Annotated in this window: 9 protein-coding genes; 5 read left to right on the forward strand and 4 right to left on the reverse strand. The window is 56.2% G+C overall.

Translation table 11 applies throughout. The features are described from left to right. Nucleotides 1–123: 123 nt before the first annotated feature. Nucleotides 124–2,823 (reverse strand): CHASE2 domain-containing protein, encoded by a 2,700-nt coding sequence (locus GEI7105_RS0101115; RefSeq protein WP_017658649.1) that lies wholly within the window; start codon nucleotides 2,821–2,823, stop codon nucleotides 124–126. Nucleotides 2,824–2,982: 159 nt separating this feature from the next. On the opposite strand from GEI7105_RS0101115, the gene GEI7105_RS0101120 reads away from it, so the two are divergent. Next, a complete protein-coding gene (locus GEI7105_RS0101120) occupies nucleotides 2,983–4,236 on the forward strand; it encodes an RNA-guided endonuclease InsQ/TnpB family protein (protein WP_017658650.1) in 1,254 nt (417 codons plus the stop codon). A 49-nt stretch (nucleotides 4,237–4,285) separates the two neighbouring features. Here the strand turns inward: GEI7105_RS0101120 and GEI7105_RS28510 are convergent, their stop codons facing one another. The 3 genes from GEI7105_RS28510 to GEI7105_RS0101140 all read right to left on the reverse strand — a co-directional run bounded on the left by GEI7105_RS28510 (nucleotide 4,286) and on the right by GEI7105_RS0101140 (nucleotide 9,827). Next, on the reverse strand, nucleotides 4,286–6,043 hold the full coding sequence (locus GEI7105_RS28510) for a CHASE2 domain-containing protein (RefSeq protein WP_071591942.1): 1,758 nt from the start codon (nucleotides 6,041–6,043) through the stop codon (nucleotides 4,286–4,288). 26 nt (nucleotides 6,044–6,069) lie between these two features. Continuing rightward, nucleotides 6,070–6,846 (reverse strand): DUF928 domain-containing protein, encoded by a 777-nt coding sequence (locus GEI7105_RS28515; protein WP_017658652.1) that lies wholly within the window; start codon nucleotides 6,844–6,846, stop codon nucleotides 6,070–6,072. 380 nt (nucleotides 6,847–7,226) lie between these two features. Further along, entirely contained in the window at nucleotides 7,227–9,827 is a 2,601-nt protein-coding gene (locus tag GEI7105_RS0101140; RefSeq protein ID WP_017658654.1) for a CHAT domain-containing protein, read from the reverse strand. A 247-nt stretch (nucleotides 9,828–10,074) separates the two neighbouring features. On the opposite strand from GEI7105_RS0101140, the gene GEI7105_RS28520 reads away from it, so the two are divergent. From GEI7105_RS28520 to GEI7105_RS33000, 4 genes are all read left to right on the forward strand, one after another. Next, on the forward strand, nucleotides 10,075–11,259 hold the full coding sequence (locus GEI7105_RS28520; RefSeq protein WP_017658656.1) for a response regulator: 1,185 nt from the start codon (nucleotides 10,075–10,077) through the stop codon (nucleotides 11,257–11,259). 71 nt (nucleotides 11,260–11,330) lie between these two features. Then, nucleotides 11,331–12,929 (forward strand): bifunctional ADP-dependent NAD(P)H-hydrate dehydratase/NAD(P)H-hydrate epimerase, encoded by a 1,599-nt coding sequence (locus GEI7105_RS0101155; RefSeq protein ID WP_017658657.1) that lies wholly within the window; start codon nucleotides 11,331–11,333, stop codon nucleotides 12,927–12,929. 342 nt (nucleotides 12,930–13,271) lie between these two features. Next, entirely contained in the window at nucleotides 13,272–13,454 is a 183-nt protein-coding gene (locus GEI7105_RS36480) for a hypothetical protein (RefSeq protein ID WP_144053622.1), read from the forward strand. A 35-nt stretch (nucleotides 13,455–13,489) separates the two neighbouring features. Next, complete coding sequence (locus GEI7105_RS33000) at nucleotides 13,490–17,884, forward strand: choice-of-anchor I family protein (protein ID WP_017658660.1); 4,395 nt, start codon at nucleotides 13,490–13,492, stop codon at nucleotides 17,882–17,884. Nucleotides 17,885–18,095: the final 211 nt, after the last annotated feature.

Here is an 18,095-nt window from a genome sequence, read left to right on the forward strand (position 1 = left end):
AGGTGCAATTTGTCATCCGTTATATTGCGGAAATTTAGACGATCGACCCTTCGGTTTTTGCTTAGAATGGGGGGTTTCACCCCTCAATAGAACTAACAATGGAGGAGACAGAGAACGAGACGCCTACTCGAAATTACCATTGCTGTTGTCGAAATGCACTTGACAGCGTTCGAGATAAATTTGACTGGCCATATCGCAATCGTTGTGCTTCAAACAATGGCGAAACAATCGAGCCGCTTCTCGGTAAGATTTCAAGTGATACAACATCACGGCTTGCTCGAAGTCCGTTCGTTTCTTCAATTTGGACGCCTTCAGTTCGGGAGCATCGGCATCGAACACTTCAAACACAGAAACCTGTTCCGATTTTCCCTTCACACGAACGCGATCGATCAAGCGAATCGCATAACGGTTCGTATCCTCAAGTTGCAAAAACGTCGAGTGCGAAATTAACAACGGAACGCCGTAAACTTTCGTCAACTCCTCAATACGCGCCGACAAGTTCACGGCATCGCTAATCACCGTACTGTCCATGTGGTGAAGTCCGCCGACCGTTCCCAACATCAGCGATCCCGTATTGATCCCAATACCGATCCGTAACGGGGGGCGATCGGGACGCGTTCGCGTCGTGTTGTACTCGGCGAGCTGTTCGAGCATGGCAATTCCCGCCTTGACTGCATCGTCGGCACTTTCACCAAACAACGCCATGATGGCGTCGCCTATGTACTTATCAATAAACCCTTGATTCTCAGAAATCGCCGGTTCCATGCGCGAGAGATAGGCATTAATAAATTTAAAATTGTCCTCCAAACTCATCTGTTCTGAGAGGGTCGTGAAATCGCGAATATCCGAAAACAATACCGACATTTCTTTCTCGACCGCCTCGCCCAACCGAACGTCGACCAAACTTTCGTATCCCAAAAACGAGAGGAACTCGTGGGGAACGAACCGACCGGCGGCGTCCGTTAAATCCTGTTCGGCAGCCAACGCGCGATCGAGATTGCGATTGAGATCGAACAACTCCCGCGTCGCCCGCTGCTGTTCGGCTTCGGCTTTCTGACGGGCGCCGATGTCCTGAAACGCGACGACGGCGAAACTGACACACCCCTGTCGGTCGAAGATGGGCGATCCCCACATTTCCAAGGGGACGACCTCCTCCCCCAACTGCACGTCTAAGACGTTCGCGGGAGACGTGGCACCCTGCAACGCTCGCACGGCAGGTAATTGGTCTTCGGGATAGACCAAATCGGTTTGGTTGATGTAGGTGTTGGGGGCGCTGCGTCCCTCGTCTGTTGCGCCGGGAAGCAAGCGATCGCCGAGAATTTGTTTGGCCGTGTGGTTGCTGTAATACACTCGTCCGTCGGCGTCTAACACGGTAATGCCCACCGGCAAAGCTTCGAGAAACTGTAACAAGCGGCGATCGCTATCTTGTTGGTCCTCTCGTAGCCGTCGAGCGGTCGCCAGGAGCGCGACGCCCCATAACGCCGCAGCCGGGGCGACGACGGGCAGCCACACCCCACCGTAAAACGCTCCCACTACCGTCGCACCCAACACTCCCGCAACGAGGACGAGGCTGCCGCTGAGGATGCCCCATCGTACGCAGGAGGCCGAAGGTTTGCGCGGGCGTCGTCGCCGGAGTCCCAACCCCGCCACGATCGCCCCGACACTGCCCCACGCGAACGTCCATCCCCACTCGAGCCACGGGGGAATCGCCATCAAGAGCGGCCGGCCCTCGAGCGCGGCACTGAGAATCTGGCTGACGATATTCGCTTGCACGACGAGGTTGGGGGCGCCGTCGGGCGTGGCCAGCCACCCGCTACTGTAGGGGGTGTAAGTGGTGTCGTTGAGACTGGTGGCGGTCGTGCCGATGAGGACGACGCGATCGCGGAACGTTCCCGGCTCGAACTGTCCGTTTAGGACTCGACGGACTGACAGATGGAGAAAGCGATCGCCCATCCCGCGATAGTTGAGCAAAATTTGATAGCCTGCGGCGTTGGCGTTAGCGTAACCGCTTTCGCGGCCGCTGAGGGGAGAGAAGACGGCGCGACCGAGGCGCAGGTGTCGGGAGTCGGCTTCGAGGGCTTCGAGGGTGACGTTTCGCTGTTTCAGGTAGAGTAAGCTCAACCGCACGGCGAAACTCTGTTGTAGAGTACCGCTGGCGTCGGGGTGAGAGAGCAAGGCGCGGCGAACTTTGCCGTCGCCGTCGAGGACGAAGTCGGCAAATCCCACGAGATCGCGCTGTTTGAGGTACGGGGACGGAGCGACGGGATCGCCGACGATTTTTTCGACGCCGACGAGGTTGGGGGTGGTGTTGGCGACCTCGACCCAAGCGTCGTGGCCGGGTTCGACCGGTAAATCCCGATAGAGGTTGACACCGATAGCGGCGGGATCGTCTTCGGAAATCGTGCGGACGATTTCGGCCAGAACGCGATCGGGAACCGGCCAGCGACCGAACTCTCGCAGGTCGGTTTCGTCCAAGGTCACGAGAACGACGCGATCGTCGATCGGTTCGAGCGGACGCAGGCGGAACAGGCGATCGAGGGCAGCCCATTCGAGGAGTTGGAGTCCCCCAAGCGATTCGATCGCAACGACGATCGCACTGACGAGGAGGCTCGAGACGATCCCATCTCGCCACCGCCAGAATTTCGACTCTTTAGGTTTGCGCTCCCTGGCGCCACTTGGCGCGGGGTCGCACCGCTGTTGTGGTTTCCCTATCAACGTTTCTGTTCGGCCGTGTTGGTGCTTTAAGAATTGAAGCGATCGCCCCCCGATGTCGCGCTGTCGGTGTGGTTGCAGTTGTTGTCCCCGCTGCGCTCGGTCTGACATTTATCTCCTGGGGGGTTCGGGGGGCTATAAGACCCACGCCATAATCTTTGATTTGGCGTGGGATACATGGACTCCCCGCGCTTGTCGATTCCCCTAGATGGGGATGAGACAAGCATTTACCAAGTAACATACTTCCAGTAAATAGTGTGTACTAGAGGTATGCTGACCATGAACTACCGCTATCGCATCTATCCCGACTCCGCTCAACAGGAAACCCTGTTTGAGTGGATGGAAACTTGTCGCAATGCCTATAACTATGCGTTGCGAGAGATAAAGGATTGGTGCAATAGCCGGAAGTGTCCCGTAGACCGATGCTCGATCGAGCAGGAATACATTCTGCCTGCGGATTTGAAATTCCCCAGCGAAGTGCAGCAATTGAACGCTCTGCCAAACGCCAAAAAGGAATTTCCGCGTTTGGGAGATGTGCCTTCTCAAGTTTTGCAGCAAGCCATCAAGCAACTGCACAGAGCTTGGGAAGGGTTCCAGGGACGTGGATTTGGATTCCCCCGATTCAAAAAATACGGGCAGTTCAAATCGCTGTTGTTTCCCCAGTTCAAAGACAGTCCTATCACAGAGTTGCATTTGAAGCTGCCGAAAATCGGATTGATTCCGATTAACTTGCACCGCCCGATCCCTGATGGGTTTGTGGTGAAGCAGGTGCGGATTCTCAAGAAGGCAGATAGATGGTATGCATTGGTCAACATTCAGTGCGACGTTAGCGTTCGAGATCCTATGCCACATGGTCATCCCGTTGGCGTAGATGTGGGACTGGAGAAGTTTCTGGCAACCAGTGACGGTGTTCTCGTAAAGCCGCCTAAGTTCTTTAAGCAAAAGCAAAGCAAGCTGAAATTGCTGCAACGCAGGCTGAGTAGAAAACAGAAGCGGTCTAAAAATTACGAGAAGCAGCGCATTAAGGTTGCACGGATGCATCACGAGATTGACAACACTCGCAAGGATTTCCACTTTAAGCAAGCCCATGCTCTTTGTGATACTGCCGATATGGTCTTCATGGAAGATCTGGACTATCGGGTTAGCGCCAAAGGGATGCTGGGTAAGCACATGCTGGATGCTGCTTTTGGTCAGTTCCGAAGCATTACCAGATATGTGTGCTGGAAGCGCGGGAAGTTCTTTGCGGAAGTTGACGCAAATGGCACGTCCCAAACCTGCCCCGAATGTGGAGCAAGAGTCCAGAAAGATTTGAGTGTGAGGGTGCATCATTGTCCTGAGTGCGACTATACGACGGACAGGGATGTGGCAAGCGGTCAAGTCATTCGCAATCGAGGGTTAAGCCTCCTCAGTACCCCAGGGCTTGGGGGAATCGAAAGTGTCTGTGCAGGCGTACTACCGGGGTCGGAAACGACTAGGCAAGTGCCGAAATCCCGAAAGGGAGTAACCAGAAAAGCCAAGAAGTGATTCTTGGAAGCCCACACTGTAATCTTTGATTCAGCGTGGGAGGATGTCACTAATATATCGGTCGCTGGGGAATTGGGGGACAAACGTAGGTACGGTAGCGATCGCGCCCGTCTGCCTTCGCCAGATACAAGGCGCGATCGGCAGCTTCGACGAGATCTTTCGCCTGAAGCGACCGGCAATGGTAACTGCTGACGACGCCGCAGCTGAGGGTGACGACGTGGCTCGTCGCCGAGCTAGCATGGTCGATATGGAGGGCGCGGACGTTCTGACAGATGCGGCGAGCGATGTTGATGGCGTCGTGCAGGTCGGTTTCGGGCAAGATCGCGATGAATTCTTCTCCACCGTAGCGTGCGACGAAATCTTGGCTGCGTACCGATTCAGCAATGGTGCGGGCGATTTCTTGGAGGCAGCGATCGCCGGCGGGGTGGCCGTAGGTGTCGTTGTAATTTTTGAAATAATCCACGTCGCACAGAACGATCGAGAGGTTTCGATCGCCTTGGCTGTGACAGTCTGTCCAAACGCGTTCGAGAAAGCGATCGCAGGCGTAGCGGTTGCCCACTTGCGTTAAGCTGTCCGTGGCCACGAGCCGTTGCAGATGAAAGCTGTAGGTGGAGGTCGTGACGACGACCGTGGTAAAAAGGGCGAACAGAGGAGAAACCACGGGAATCCACCAGCCCCAGAGAAACGCGACGTAACTGCCTAGTAAGAGTCCGGCTGCGGCGGCCGTCGTCCACAGCATCGGGACGGCCGAAGCATACTGATGTTGCGTCAAGACTTTCCAACTGGCGATCGCCGCCGTTCCAGAGAGACTGAAGATCCAGAGCCAGGTTCCCCATTGCGGCAGCGGACGTAACTGAGAGCGACCGTCGAGGGCTGCGCTGAGAATTTGACTGACGATGTTCGCGTGGACGACAAGCCCCGAAGTTCGTTGGGTTTCGGGGACGAAGGGGGTGCTGTAGGGAGTGTAAAACAAGTCGTTGAGACTGGTGGCGGTCGAACCGATGAGAACGACGCGATCGCGCACGAGATCGGGAGAAACGCGGTCTCGGAACACCTCGAGGAACGACACCCGCTCGAAGCGATCGAGCGTGCCGCGATAGTCCAGTAGGATTTGATAGCCAGCGGTGGGGGCGTTGACGTAACCGCCTTGGTTGGGTTGCAGGGGAACGAACCGCGCCCGACCCCAGCCGAGCTGTCGTCCCCGACGCCCGAGGGCTTCGAGTTTGACGCCGAGGGGATCGAGGTAGAGCGTCGCCAAGCGAACGGCGAAACTCAGTTGTAGCTGACCTTGGGAATCGGGGTGAGAGAGTAGGGCGCGACGAATTTTCCCGTCGGCATCGAGGACGAGATCGACAAACCCGACGCGATCGCTCCCGGCGATAGTTGGGGGAGGGGCGACGGGTTCTCCGGCAATTTTTTCAACGCCGATGAGGTTCGGTGTCGTTCGCAGCGTCTCGACAAACTCGGCGTGACCGGGTTCGACGGGTAGGTCTCGGTAGATGTCTAGCCCGATGGCAGCGGGTTCGTGCTGCTGTAGGGTGTTGACGACGCGATTCAGGGCAGCATCGGGAAGCGGCCAGGCTTGGAAGTGTTTGAGTTCGGTTTCGTCGATGGTGACGAGGAGTAGGCGAGCGTCGATCGCTTCCTCGGGTCGCAGGCGAAAAAAGCTATCGAGCGCTGCCCATTCGAGGAGTTGGAACGCACCCGTTGCGGTAGCCGCTGTGGTGGCAACGGCCACCGCCAAACCGACGATCGTTGGGGTTTTCGTTTTCCATCCTTCGAGCCGCTTGCGAACTTTCGAGTACATTCCCATGTGGCGTCAGGAAAGCCGTGCTAGAAACTGACGAGTGGCTCGGAGGCGATAGGGTCTAACCCCACTTCGACGAGTAAGTTTTCCCAAGTTTGAAGCAACTGAGTATTGTTGGGACGATGGGTGTATTCCCCTGCCAAGGCCGACAGTGTGTCGTACCACAATCCGGCTTCTCCATACCAAGCCGCTCGTTCGACAGCCGAAAGACGGTCGAACTGAGGTGGGAGTTCGACTGCCGAAGCGACTCGGCGCACGCGACCTTCGATCCAAGGCAGATCGGTTGGGGCGGGCTGGCAAAGGATGCCGAGCTGCCAACGATAGATGCGATCGAAGTCTAGCGGCGGCACGTCCGACGGTAAGGTGATGCGGACGATACCCGGCGTCTCGGCTAGGGAAATTTCGCGGCTGTAGATTTCGCGATCGTCTTCGTCTTTGAGGCTGAAGTAAGCCGCTTCGGCGTGGGTTTCCGGCACGTAGGCAAAAAACTCGGGCCGCTCCGACAGGGTCAATCCCACTTGGCGATCGGGAACGAGGGCGGAGAGGGGAACCTCACTGGTCGGATCTTGCCGACATTTAAGGGCGGCCGGTCGGGTCGCACCGCCGGCCGAATCGTCTAAGGTCTCGTCTGTTGGCGGATCGAAGGTGACGTCCGGAACGTTCGCACGCTCAGACTGGCTCGTTGCCACGTCCACCTTCGCGGTTTTAGCGACCCCGTCGAGCGTACTTGCACCAAACAAGACAGTTCCTGCCAGCGTTGCTGTTAAAAGGCGATAAAGAGAGTTGGGGTTCTGCTCGAACATGACGCCACCTTCGCTCGTTTGTTTTGGCAGAAATTACAGTTCCATGATAATCGATTTTTTGGCGATCGCACGCTATAATTTACGGATTTTTACGCTCGCTTTACACTCACGTCTTGACGATCGTCGGGGGTTTTACCCCTTACGCGATAGTTCGTCCGTAAATTCTCTGGTTTTTTTACGTGAAACTGCGTAAATTGCGATCCCGGCACTGTTGAAATTTGCGTGTTTGTGTCTCAGTAAGAACGGCTCGAATCGCTGTTTGAAGCCGAGTTTAAAGTGTAAGATTCGATATTTCGAGAGAGTAGGAGTCGATACCCGTCAAAACGGGTCGCGATCGCGCGATCGAGGATTTCGATCGCAACGTTTTTAAAACTCGATCTTTACAGCCAATTTCCCACTAAAACAAACGGCGACCAATAAAACGGATGGTTGTATTGCGAGGTTTGAATTAACGTCAACTGGGCTTGTCGCAACGCCTCCGCTTTCGATCGCTCGGGATGGCGACGTAAGTGTTCGTAAAACGCCTCCATTAACTGGGGAGTCGAGAGATCGTTGACCGCCCACAGGGTCGCGAGGGTACTGCGAGCGCCCGATCTCACCGCAAACCCCGCCAGTCCCAACGCCGCCCGTTTGTCGCCGGCCGCCGTCTGACAGGCACTCAAAACCAGTAAATCGATGGGAACCCGCGTTCCCGTTTCCCGCGATCGCAGCAACCGATCTAAATCCTTCACCTTAATTTCGCCATCCCAGGTCACCAAATAGGTTTCTTCGGCATCGGAACTAAACTGTCCGTGGGTCGCCAAATGAAGGATAGAAAACGGCCGCTCTCGAACCTGTCCACGAACTCGCGCTTTGGTAAACTCCCGATCTAAAAGAATTTCTCCCGCCAGCAGCGACGAAATTTTCTGAATTTCTGCCTTGACGCCCGGTAGTGCGGCGTATCCTCGCCGAGATTCCGAAAGTCCTCCCATCAAAGCCAAAGACGTTTCGGACGACTCGTTCTCGTTCCCTTGTAACAACCGCAAACTCGGAGCGAGGGCAACAGCGTAGCGTTCGATTAAATAGCGCTCTCCATCGTGCAAAGCGGCCATGGGCAAGTTTCGTAACATCCCGTCGAGGACGAACACTAAAGTCTCGGTGTCGCGGCGCTCGAGCAAAGATTCAGCCGGTCGGATCAGCCAATCGTAGAGCGTTTGCGCCCGCTCCAAGCGCAAGCGTTCGGGAAAAATCGGATTCAGGTACTGCACCCAATCTTCCAGCGTGCGATCGATCTCCTCTTCTAAGACGGGCGTGGCATAGTGACGTAACGGTTGTCCGGGGATCGAGAGAACAACGGCTAAGCGATCGGGTAAAACAATCGGGTACACCACCACCGCGTTAGCGTCGATGGCATCGATTTGTACCGGTCGAGCGTCGAGACAGGCTTCTCGGAAAAAGTTGTCCAACTCCGCCAGTTGCAACGCTTCGATGGTCTCGCGAGCTTTTTGAAGGTTCGCTTGGGGAATCTCCGCATCCAGTCCGTTCGGCGTCAGCAGCAAATCCACCAACTGACGGTATACCGGCTCGACGCTGTCGCGAAACGAAAACTGAGCTTCTGGAGCGATCGCCGCTAAATCTCGCCGCAATCCCTGTAAACTCTCGATGGCACTGCTGTAAACCGAGATGGCGCTTTCGTAATCTCCCTGTTGTTTCAACACGCGCCCGAGCTGCCATTGCCAGCGGGCGGCGATATCGTTAGCATCGACAGTTTGCGCGACCGAGAGCGCCCGTTCGGTGAGTCGCCGCGCCTCCGTCCACTGCTGGCTTTCCTCGTACAAGCGACCCAACTGTCCCAACGCGTAAGCCTCAGAGCGGGGATCGTCGAGTTGTCGGGCTTGCAGGACGGCATCGGCTAACAGTTGGGCGATGGCAGTTCGGTCGAGGGGTAACTCGGGAGTTTGTTCGGACAACTCGAGCCAGCTTTGGGTGAAGTTCACCCGAGCGTACACGCCCCGGCGACTCGGAGGCAGGTCTTCGAGCGCCTCGTACAACGCAGAGAGCCTCGGGAGTGCTGCGTCGGGGGTTTTCTGTTGGGCGAACAAACTGGCACTGTTGACTTGTGCCTCGATACGCCCCAATACGGTCGTCGCAGCGGTGGCTGACCGGTCGTAATAGTCGGCGGCCGCCTCGAAGTTGTTGTCAGCCCGTTCGGTGTTGCCCAAGGCTAGTAAAATCGGGCTGAGGTCGAACGTCTCGTCGAGTCGTCGGGCGATGGCGAGACTGTCTTCGAGGACGCGCCGGGCTTCGTGGCGATCGCCGAGGACGTAGAGGGCGTTTCCCAAACTGAGGAGTCCCGTGGCTTTAACGGCTGAATCCGGTAGGGTTGCGAGGTCGGCGTTGGCCTCGTCGAGCAAGAGTTGCGATCGCCGGTACAGTCCTAAAACTTGTAACGCTTGAGCGCGATCGATCTCGGCCCCGAGTCGTCCGAGTTCGTCCCCAGCTCGGGCGTACCACCGTCCGGCCTGTTCCCAACTGCTGAGGGCCGCTTCGGCACGTCCGAGGTTGAGTTGGAAGTTCCCCAAAATGTTAAAGGCTTGGGCGTAAACGGCACTGGCTCGGGAGTCGTCTCGCGTCGGGTCGATCGCCTCGATCGCCCGGTCGAGTAAGACCTCAGCTTGACGCCAATGTCCCAAATCTTGATAGGCCAGGGACAGATAGCTGCGGGCCAAAACCGCATCGAGAGACGCCCCCTGACGGTCGGATAAGGTCGCGGCTTGCTGCCAGGCATCGATGGCTTCCGAGAGCCTGCCCGATTCGTAGTGTCGTCGTCCCTGTTCGAGCCACGGCGTCGCGGCGGCAGACGGTTCGACGATGACCGATCGTGCGTTGGCTGCCAGCAGGGGCGGAACGGCAACGCCAAACAGCCAAGCGGCGAGAAAAAGGACGACCGAGGTGGCGAGACGTTTTTTGCGCCGTGAGTTTTTCGTCGCGAGTCGTTTCACCGTCGTTACAGCCCCCCTGGTCTAGCCGGACGAGGACAGGTCGCTCGTTGGGTTCGCTTGCCCTGACAATTCTTGACAGCGCGAATTTGCACCGCTATTTCAATTATCGGCCATCGGCCACAGAAAACTTGAGTAAAATTACGGAAAACCATCGATCGATTCCTCGAAAAAGTATACGGGAAACACGGTTGGAATTCGAGGGTAACTAACAGATACAATAGATAAAACGAACGCTTTTGCCGCCATCATGGTTTGTCATCTACCCGGCATTGCGACGCTCGCCCAAGCCTTTTCGGATATCCAACAACACGAAAAAACGGGAAAACTCGTGTTGAGTGGGCAAGGCGATCGTTGGCAGTATTATTTCCTCGACGGCCAGTTACTCTACAGCCTCGGCGGCCGTCACCGCGTTCGCCGCTGGAACCGCGCTCTAGCACAGCACTGTCCCCACTGGCGACTCGATCTCGACTCGGTTTCGTCGACGGGACTGTGGGAATACCACCTGCTCCATCGGGCTTGTCAGCTAGACGAATCGAGTGCCGTTCGGCTACGAGGAGTCGTGGCTTCCGTCGCTCGCGAAGTCCTCTTCGGCGCTTTCGATACGCCAGAAGCGACCTTAAACTGGATACCGATCGCTCGCCCCGAAACGGTTTCGCCGGTGGAGGCGTCTCTGCCGAAACCCCAATTCGATCGCCTGTTTCAAGAGGTGGCGGATCTCTGGCAGCAGTGGCAGGGGATGGGACTGAGTTACATCGATCCCGACGACGCCCCGCGATGGCACGCTCGCCCTGAAACCCCGGCGGGACTCTCGCAATCGTCGCTGTCGGTGCGCCAACTGTTGGGCGGACAACATACGCTCTGGGACATCGCCCACAAGCGCAAGCGATCGCTGGCCTATTTGACGCGAACGCTACATCACTTCGTTCGACAAGGGACACTGGAGTTCTGTCGTTTGCCCGATCTGCCATCCCCCTTCGAGCAAAGGCAGCTCGTCGCGGCAGCGGTAGAGGGGACGCGAAGCACGATCGCCTGTATCGACGACAGCCCCGTGGTCGGGGAACGCCTCAGACAAATTTTAGAACCGGCGGGGTATCGCGTCCTCAAGATTCAACATCCGTTACAGGAAATGGCAACGCTGTTAGCCGAGCAGCCCGAGTTAATTTTCCTCGATTTGACGATGCCGGTGATTCACGGCTGCGATTTTTGCGCGTTTTTGCGAAAAACCTCGGTCTTTCAAGCGACGCCCATCGTGATTTTAACCAGTAGTGACGGCACGATCGATCGCGTCCGAGCCAATCTCAGCGGGGCTTCGGAGTTCTTGAGAAAACCTCCCAAACCCGAACGGGTGTTAGAAGTCGTCCGCACCTACCTCAGTCGCCGCAGCCCGTTTTCCATTACCTCTCATATCAAACGCGATCGCGTCGATGCTTGAAACGGCAGTTGGAGGAAGGCACACCATCGCGTTAACTTAACACAAAAGGCTGTTTCTTCCGACCGATCGTGATGACACCGTTTCCCCTCCCCCTCGATACCACCGATCGCGTTATCGTCACCGCCGAACAGATGGCTGCGATCGAATCTCGTCTGTTCGAGGCGGGAATGCCCGTCGCCGCGTTGATGGAAAAAGCCGCCAGTCGCATCGCCTCGCGTCTGGTTGCGATTCTCGAACGAGACTTTCCCCAAATAACCCCTCACGTGGGCGTTCTCGTCGGGCCGGGACACAACGGCGGAGACGCCCTCGTCATCGCCCGAGAACTGCACTTTCGGGGATTTCCCGTGTCCGTCTACCGTCCGTTGGGAGACAAAGCCAAATCCCTAACTTCACAACAGGCTCAGTACGTCCGCAGTCTCGGCGTTTCCTTTGTCGAATCCGTCGAATCGCTTCAAACTTGTGACTTGTTCGCAGACGGATTGTTCGGCTTCGGACAAACTCGCCCCATTGAAGGGGATCTAGCGGAAGTCGTCAACTGGATAAACCAACAACCGCAACCCGTCGCCAGCATTGACGTTCCCTCGGGACTGCATACCGATACGGGAGAGATTTTAGGAACGGCTTTGAAGGCAAAATATACCTTCTGTTTGGGGTTGTGGAAATTAGGATTTTTTCAAGATGCGGCTTTAGACGTTATCGGAAATGCCGAACTCGTCGAATTCGATATTCCCCTGGCTGACGTTATCGCCGTGTTGGGGGAGACGCCGTCGTTGCAACGCATCACGCCTCAGACGGCGTTGGCGGCGTTTCCCATTCCTCGCAACCGAGCGACGCACAAGTACAAACAGGGACATTTACTGTTGGTGTGCGGTTCTCGTCAGTATTCTGGAGCGGCAATTTTAGCGGGGTTGGGGGCGAGAGCCAGCGGTGTGGGAATGGTATCGATCGCCGTTCCTGAAACGGTCAAACCCTTGGTTCACGCCCAGTTACCCGAAGTCTTGGTGCTGGGTTGTCCCGAAACGAAAGAAGGCGCGATCGCGAGATTTCCCGAGGGGTTCGATCTCGATCGCTACGACGCGATCGCCTGCGGACCGGGGTTAACGCCCCACACGGAGGGGATCGTCCGAACGGTTCTCGAGAGTACGACACCGGTTATTCTCGACGCCGACGGGTTGAACGTGCTGTCTGGCTTGCCCAAGTGGGGAGAGGGACGCCCGAGTTCGGAGCTGACGAACGCCAACCCCCTGATTTTGACGCCCCATCCCGGCGAGTTCCGCCGCTTGTTCCCCCATCTCCAACATTCCCATCCCGTCTTGGCTGCTCGAACCGCCGCCGATCGGAGTCGGGCGATCGTGGTGATGAAAGGGGCGAGAGCGGCGATCGCCTATCCCGACGGGTTCGCGAACGTCAATCCCGACAGTACCCCCGCCCTCGCTCGAGGGGGAACTGGAGATGTTTTGACGGGGTTGATGGGGGGACTCGTGGCGATCGCGATCGCTTGGAAGGTTCCTGTCGAACCGTTGGTGTCGGCGGCGGTGTGGTGGCACGCCCGAGCGGGGAAACGAGCGGCGATGGAACGAAGCGAGCTAGGTGTCGATGCGTTTACCCTCGCGCAATATCTCACCGACCTTCGGTCGAGGGAACAGGGAACGGACAACGGGCAACAGTAAGGTTCATGGGAAAGATCGGAATACGAACACCGCTCGTTTGTCCTGTTTGTCGCCCACGTTCGATCGATGGAGGCTGTGCGTCAATTAGACTCCTTTGAGGGAGCGATCGCCGACACGCTTACCACAAAACAAGATTTTAATCTGAAAAGATTGTTTAAAGTTTTGAAATATTTCATGAATTTTTAACCCAATTCTTGTTTTTTTAAAGAACGTTAATGATTTCTTAACGCGATCGCGAGGAAAAATTCAGTAAATTTGCGGTTGCGAGCCGTCATAAAAACCATAAATTTACTGAGGCGATCGCTCGCTCTCCCAAAAAAACGAGAACATTTTACGTGTTTTTTGGGACGCTTAAAGGTTTTTATCGAACGGACAGCTTGCGGTGGCGAACACCTATCGCTTCCCCTGTCCTCGAGTTTTGCGTTTTCCAACTTTGTTTTATCGGTGTTTGCTCGATCGCGACACCGAAGTCTTTCTGCGTCAACATTCGGTCGCGTTCTCGTCGATCGCGTCGGACGAGACTGACTCGAGCATTGAAAACCATATCAGGACTCATCAATATGGCCGTTACACTTAACCCGATCTCCCGATTTACGACTGGAATCTTCGATGAAAGTGCCGCTGAAATTCCCGCCTACGACTCCATTAGCGAACGACTATTTATCGTTAACGGCGACAGCAACGCCATTGATGTCTTAGATCTCAGCGATCCGCAAAATCCTTCTTCCTTACCGTCGATCTCCCTCGCGAGCTTCGGTGGCGGCCTCAACAGCGTCGCGACCCGATTCAGCGTCCTCGCCGCCGCCGTCGAAAACGACGACGCGACCCAACCTGGCGTTGTCGTTCTCTTCAATACCGACGGAACCCCCACCGGTCAAGTCGAAGTGGGAGCGTTACCGGATATGCTGACCTTTACCCCCGACGGTAATACGATCCTCGTGGCCAACGAAGGCGAACCCGACGGCGGTGTCGATCCGCAAGGTTCCATTAGCATCGTTGACGTTGCCACCCAAACCGTCTCTACGGCTGACTTTACCGCCTTTGACGGACAAGAAGACGCCCTAAGAAGCGAAGGCGTTCGGATCTTCCCTGGAAAAAGCGTTTCCGAAGATCTCGAACCCGAATACATTGCCGTTTCCCCGGATGGCAGCAAAGCCTGGGTGACGCTGCAAGAAAACAACGCCGTGGCGATCGTCGATATTGCCACCGCCACCGTCGAAGATATCGTTCCGCTGGGTTTAAAAGACCACAGCCAACCGGGAAACGGCTTAGACGCTAACGACAACGACGGCATTAACATTCAAGAACTACCCGTTTTCGGAATGTATATGCCCGATGCGATCGCCTCCTACAGCGTCGGCGGACAAACCTACTACGTCACCGCCAACGAAGGAGACGCCCGAGACGCCGACGAACGAGTCGGAGATTTAACCAACCTCGATCCCAACGCCTTCACCGCCGACGAACTCGTCCAACTCGATCGCCTCGACGTGTCTACTATCGACGGCGACACCGACGGCGACGGCGACATCGATCGCCTGCAAGCCTACGGCGCTCGTTCCTTTACCATTTGGGATAGCAGCGGCAACCCTGTCTTTGACAGCGGCGACGACTTCGAGCGAATTACTGCCGATGCCTTTCCCGATAACTTCAACGCCAACAACGACGACAACGAAATCGACGGCCGCAGCGACAACAAAGGCCCCGAACCCGAAGGCGTCACCATTGGAGACGTTGACGGACGCACCTACGCCTTCGTCGGACTCGAACGCATCGGCGGCATTATGGTGTACGACGTCACCGAACCCAGTAACGCCCAATTCGTCGAATACGTCAACGATCGCGACTTCAGTATCGAACCGGGAACTGGCGACGCCGGAGATCTCGGCCCTGAAGGCTTGACCTTCGTGTCCGAAGCCGACAGTCCCAACGGCGTCCCCTTACTCGTCGTCGCGAACGAAGTCAGCGGCAGCACCCGTATTTACGAAATCCAACCCCAAGCGACCACCAGTGCCAACGTGTTCGTCAACGAGTTCCACTACGACAACGCGGGAACCGATACCGGCGAATTCATCGAGTTAGCCGGGGAAGCGGGAACCAGCTTAGATGGCTGGAGTTTGGTTCTCTACAACGGGACGAACAGTCAGCGATCGCCTTACGACACCGTGGATTTGAGCGGTAACGTCTTCACCGACCAAAGTAACGGGTTTGGCTTCGTCACCGTCGAATTTCCGTCCAACGGTATCCAGAACGGTTCCCCCGATGGATTTGCCCTCGTCGATGCTGCCGGAGACGTGGTGCAGTTCCTCAGCTACGAAGGCAGTTTTGAAGCTGCCAGCGGCCCCGCCGTCGGTCTCACCAGTACTGACATCGGCGTTTCCGAGAGCAGCAGCACGCCGGTTGGTTTTTCCCTACAACTAACTGGAACGGGAACCCAAGCGTCTGACTTTACCTGGACTGTCCCAGATGCCGAAACCCCGGACGCAGCCAACAACGGCCAAACCTTTGGCAGTGGCGGCGGTAACGGTGGCGGTAACGGCGGTGGTAACGGTGGCGGTAGCGATATTACGCCGATTTACGAGATTCAAGGGGCGGGTCATACCTCTCCCTTCGTCAGCGTGGATTTTAACAATCTGCCCGACGTTTCGAGTATTTCCGGCGATACGGTGACGACAGAAGGGATCGTCACGGCGATCGATTCCAACGGTTTTTATCTGCAAGACGCGACGGGAGACGGCGACATTGCTACTTCCGACGCCCTCTTCGTCTTTACCGGTAGCAGTCCCGGCGTCGATATCGGCGACGAACTCGAGGTCTCGGGTACGGTTTCTGAATTCTTCCCCGGTGGAACGGACACGCGCAACCTCCCCACGACTCAGATCGGTGGCAATCCCACGATCGCGCTGATTAGCAGTAATAACGCACTTCCGACGCCTCAAATTCTCGGTCGAGGCGGCCGCGTTCCGCCAAGCGAGAACATCGACGACGACGCGTTTGGCAGCTTCGACCCGGAAACCGACGGAATCGACTTTTTCGAGTCCCTCGAAGCCATGCGCGTTACCGCTCAGGATGCGGTGGCGGTGGCGGGAACCAACCGCTTTGGCGAAATTTTTACAGTGGTGGACAACGGGGTCGATGCTACTGGAATTAGCGATCGCGGTACGTTAAACATCAGCCCCGACGACTTCAACCCCGAGAAGGTGCAAATCGACGAAGATTCTGGGGTCTTTAACTTCGATTTCCCCAGCGTCAACGTGGGGGATTTCTTAGGCGACGTGACGGGGGTTGTCGGTTACAGCTTCGGTAACTTCGAGATTCTGCCGACGGAGGACTTTACCAGCAATATCGTCTCAAACGGTTTGCAACCGGAAACTAGCTCTCTGGCTGGGGGTGAGGATGCGATCGCGATCGCCAGTTATAACGTTCTCAACCTCGATCCCAACGATAACGACGGCGATACTGACGTTGCAGACGGTCGCTTCGAGGCGATCGCCCAACAAATCGTCAACAACTCGAACGCTCCCGAGATCGTTAGCTTGCAGGAAGTTCAAGACAACAGCGGTTCGGTCGATGACGGAACGGTAGCCGCCGACGAAACTCTGCAAACCTTAATCGATGCGATCGCCAACGCAGGCGGCCCCACCTACCAATTTATCGACAACACCTTCATCGGCGACAATCTCAGCGGCGGTCAACCCGGCGGAAATATCCGCACCGCGTTCTTATACGACAGCGATCGCGTCAGCTTGGTAGACGGTTCGGTTCGCACGATCGGCTCTCAAGCTCCCGGCGAAGTCTTTGCAGGCGCTCGTTTGCCCCTCGTGGCGACCTTTGAAGTCCAAGGCGAAGACGTTACTGTCGTCAACAATCACTTTTCCTCGAAAGGCGGTAGCGCCCCCATTCTCGGCACCGAGCAACCCTTCGAGGCTCGCCAGGAAGACGTTACCGTCAACGGCAGCTTAGACGAACGCCAAGCGCAGTCTCAAGCGGTTCAGTCGTTCGCGTCTGACCTGTTGAGTGCCGACAGCGATGCTAATTTAGTGGTTTTAGGCGACTTGAACGAGTTCGAGTTCGTGTCCCCCGTCACGGGTCTCGAAAGTGTCGGCCTGACTAATTTAGTCAACACCCTCGACGAAGACGAGCGGTATAGCTTCATCTTCCAAGGCAACTCTCAAGAGTTAGACCACATCCTCGTCAGCGACAGCTTGGCGAACGGGGCGGAATTCGATATCGTTCGCGTGAATAGTGAATTTGCCGAAACGCCCCAACGCGCCAGCGATCACGAGCCGTTGTTGGTTCAGTTAGAGATCGCTGCGACGGACGGAGGAGAGGGTGACGACAGCGTCGAAGAGCAACCCCCGGTTTCTGATGGCGACGAGTCGGGTGAATCGGGTTCTGAAGGCGGTAACGCGAACGACGAATCGGGCGAGTCTGGCTCCGCAGGTGGCTCCGTCGGTGAAAATGACGACGAAGAATCGGGTTCTGAAACTGGCTCCGTCAGTGAAAGCGACGACGAAGAATCGGGTTCTGAAGCTGGCTCCGTCGGTGAAAATGACGACTCAGATCTAGAAACGGTTGAAAACTCGACGCCCGAGTCCGAAATCGTCTCTGGAACAGACGGTTCGGATTGGCTGACGGGAACCGATGACAGCGACATCATTGTGGGCGGACGCGGCGGCGACGTTCTGACAGGTAGCGATGGTGGAGACGCGTTCGTCTATACCGACGAGTTCGACAGCGGCGATTTGATTACCGACTTTACTCTTGGTGAAGATGTTATCGATGTCTCTCAACTGCTCGAGACTACGGGATTGACGTTTGACGACTTCGGCTTCTGGGAAGTCTCGAGCGGAACTCTCATAACGTTTGAAGGAACAGAATCTTCTCGTCCGTTAGCGTTCGTTCTCGACGTATCGGCCGCTGAGTTGTCGGATATTGCCAATTTCGAGGTGTAGCAACCCGCTTGTTCGGAATTGGGAGAACGGCAAGAACCACACCGTTAAAACTGAGTGCCTCTCACTTTTGTAAAAATCTAAATTTGGGGTAAATTGGAGAGAGCGATCGCCGATCGCTCTCTCCAGCTTCAGCTAAATGGAGGGTATCTCGAGAAATTAAGGATTGAAGTGCAGAATAAACAAACGAAATCGTCTTTTACATCTCGAAGAA

It is taken from the genome of Baaleninema simplex PCC 7105, from assembly GCF_000332355.1.
GTDB lineage: Bacteria > Cyanobacteriota > Cyanobacteriia > Cyanobacteriales > Geitlerinemataceae > Baaleninema > Baaleninema simplex.

Coding starts and splice junctions, on each gene's coding strand:
- GEI7105_RS0101115 (WP_017658649.1), bottom strand. CDS start 2,823: ATGTCAGACCGAGCGCAGCGGGGACAACAACTGCAACCACACCGACAG.
- GEI7105_RS0101120 (WP_017658650.1), top strand. CDS start 2,983: ATGCTGACCATGAACTACCGCTATCGCATCTATCCCGACTCCGCTCAA.
- GEI7105_RS28510 (WP_071591942.1), bottom strand. CDS start 6,043: ATGTACTCGAAAGTTCGCAAGCGGCTCGAAGGATGGAAAACGAAAACC.
- GEI7105_RS28515 (WP_017658652.1), bottom strand. CDS start 6,846: ATGTTCGAGCAGAACCCCAACTCTCTTTATCGCCTTTTAACAGCAACG.
- GEI7105_RS28520 (WP_017658656.1), top strand. CDS start 10,075: ATGGTTTGTCATCTACCCGGCATTGCGACGCTCGCCCAAGCCTTTTCG.
- GEI7105_RS0101155 (WP_017658657.1), top strand. CDS start 11,331: ATGACACCGTTTCCCCTCCCCCTCGATACCACCGATCGCGTTATCGTC.
- GEI7105_RS33000 (WP_017658660.1), top strand. CDS start 13,490: ATGGCCGTTACACTTAACCCGATCTCCCGATTTACGACTGGAATCTTC.